Origin of the sequence: Mycobacterium sp. 1164966.3 (assembly GCF_001665395.1) — a bacterium.
GTDB lineage: Bacteria > Actinomycetota > Actinomycetes > Mycobacteriales > Mycobacteriaceae > Mycobacterium.
Genome location: NZ_LZSG01000071.1, coordinates 1 through 2,744, shown reverse-complemented (window position 1 = coordinate 2,744; position 2,744 = coordinate 1). Strand labels below are relative to the sequence as shown.

At 66.3% G+C, this 2,744-nt stretch carries 1 protein-coding gene; it reads left to right on the top strand.

Annotated features, from left to right (window positions below):
- The coding region (locus tag A9W99_RS25715; protein ID WP_253870427.1) for a condensation domain-containing protein at positions 1-2,744 on the top strand (2,744 nt) is incomplete at both ends.

Below are 2,744 nucleotides of genomic sequence, written 5' to 3'. Positions count from 1 at the left end.
CTCGAGCGGGTGGGGGTCGACGACTCGTTTTTCGAGTTGGGTGGGGACAGCATTTTGTCGATGCAGGTGGTGGCCCGGGCCCGGGCGGCCGGGCTGCTGTGTCGGCCGCGCGACATCTTCGTGGAGCAGAGCGTGGCCCGGCTGGCGCGCGTGGTCGCGGTGGCCGACGGTGCCCGAAGTGTGGTCGATGAGGGGCTGGGGCCGGTGGTGGCCACTCCGATCATGCGCTGGCTGGCAGGCATGCAGGGCCCCGTAGAGCAGTTCAATCAGGCGGTGGTGGTGCAGGCCCCGGCCGGGGTCAGTGAGGCCGATGTGGTGGTGGTGCTACAGGCCCTGCTGGATCGGCATGCCATGTTGCGGCTGCGCGCCGACCACCACGACCGGAATTGGTCGCTACTCGTACCCGAGCCCGGAGCTCTGGCAGCGCACACCTGCTTGCGGCCGGTGGCTGCGCTGTCGCAAGAGGAGCTAGTGGCAGCTCGGTGCCGGTTGAACCCGCCCGGCGGGGCGATGCTGAGTGCTTTATGGGCCGAGTCGACGGGTCAGTTGGCGTTGATCATTCACCATCTGGCGGTTGATGGGGTGTCGTGGCGGACTTTGCTGGAGGACCTCAATATCGCGTGGGTCCAGCTTCGCGGGGGTCAGCCGATCGCGTTGCCGGCGGGTGGGACGTCGTTTGCGCGGTGGTCGTCGCTGTTGGCCGAATACGCTTACCAGCCGCAGGTTGTGGAGTTGGCTGAGGCGTGGCGGCAGGTGGTGGCGACACGGCCGCTGTTGCCGGCGCCGCAGCCGGGGGTGGATACGTGGGCTACGGCGGGGCGGTTGTCGGTGTCGTTGGATGTCGAGACCACGCGGATGCTGCTCGGTGAGGTGCCCGCGGCGTTTCATGCCGGGGTGCATGAGGTGTTGTTGATCGCCTTCGGGTTGGCACTGGCGGAGTTTGTGGGTGCGGGTGCGACGCCGATCGGTGTCGACGTGGAGGGCCACGGACGTCACGAGGAACTGGCGCCCGACCTGGACCTGACCCGAACCGTTGGCTGGTTCACCACCTTGTACCCGGTGGCATTGAGGGTGGGTGGGCTGTCGTGGGCGCAGGCGGTGGCCGGTGAGCCTGCGCTGGGGGCGATGGTCAAGCACGCCAAGGAGCAGCTGCGGGCCCTGCCCGACCCGCTGAGCTACGGTCTGCTGCGCTATCTGAACGCCGAGGTGGACTTGGCTGGCCCGGACCCGGTGCTCGGGTTCAACTATCTGGGCCGGCTGGGCGCCGGTGGCGACGTTTCTGAGGATCTGTGGCGGCTGTGCCAGGACGGGGTGTCGGTCGGTGAGGCGGCATCGGCCATACCGTTGTCGTTGGCGCACACCGTCGAGCTCAATGCCGCCACCGCGGACACCGGCAGCGGCCCGCGGCTGCACGCTAACTGGACGTGGGCGCCGTCTGCTATCGATCGCGAGCAAGTCAGTCAGCTCAGCCAGTTGTGGTTTGAGGCGTTGGCGGGGATGTGTGCGCATGTGCGCGCCGGCGGGGGCGGGTTGACGCCGTCGGATATCGCGCCCGCCCGATTGACCCAATACCAGCTCGACGAACTGCAACACCAAAACCGTGTCGCGGATGTGTTGCCGCTGACCCCGCTGCAGCAAGGACTGCTGTTTCACGCCGGGGCCGGTCGGAGTAGCGGTGACGAAGTGTATGCGGTGCAACTGGATTTCACCGTCGTCGGTCCCCTCGACCGGCAACGGTTGCATGAGGGCGTACGGCTGGTTGTGAGTCGGCATCCAAATTTGGCGGCGCGGTTCTGTACCGAATTCGACGAGCCGGTACAGGTGATCCCGGCTGATCCGACGTTGCCATGGCGGTATCTCGAGCTGGACGGCGTCGACGTCGACCAGCGGGTGCAGCAGGTATGTGCGGCCGAGCGGGCCGCGGTGTGCGATCTTGGCGATCCGCCGGTGTTTCGGGCGGTGTTGATCCGCACCGGGTGCGATCGGCATCGGTTTGTGCTGACCAGTCATCACATTGTGGTCGATGGGTGGTCGTTGCCGATTTTGTTGGGGGAGATTTTTGCTGCTTATTACGGGCAGCGCTTGGCTGCGCCGGCGTCGTATCGCCGGTTTGTGACGTGGTTGGCCACCCGGGATCGCGCGGCGGCCCGTGGGGCCTGGACTGAGGTGTTGGCCGGGTTGGAATCCCCGACGTTGGTGGCCGGGCCGAATCGGTTGGGGTTGGGGGCGCGTGCGTTGGCGTCGTTTGCGGTGTCGGCGGAGGTTACCCGGGCAATAAGTGGGTTGGCTCGGGCCCAGCACACCACGGTCAATACGGTGTTGCACGCCGGGTGGGCGCAGGTGTTGATGCACCTGACCGGCCGGCAGGATGTGGTGTTCGGTGTGGCGGTGTCGGGCCGTCCCGTCGAGGTCACTGGTGCGGAGTCGATGGTGGGGCTGTTGGTCAACACGGTGCCGGTGCGGGCACGCACCACGGCGGCCTCCACGGTGGCCAGCCTGCTTGCCCAACTGCAGGACGACCATAACAACACTGTCGAGCATCAGTATTTGGCGCTGGCCGAGATCCACCGCATCAGTGGGCAAGAGCAGTTGTTTGACACGTTGTTCGTCTTCGAGAACTATCCGGTTGACACCGCGGCGTTGACCGGCGAGCACGAGTTGGCCATCACCGGTTTTTCTGCTCGTGAATCCACCCATTACCCGTTGGCGGTGGGGGTCATTCCCGGTGATCAGTTGGGTCTTCG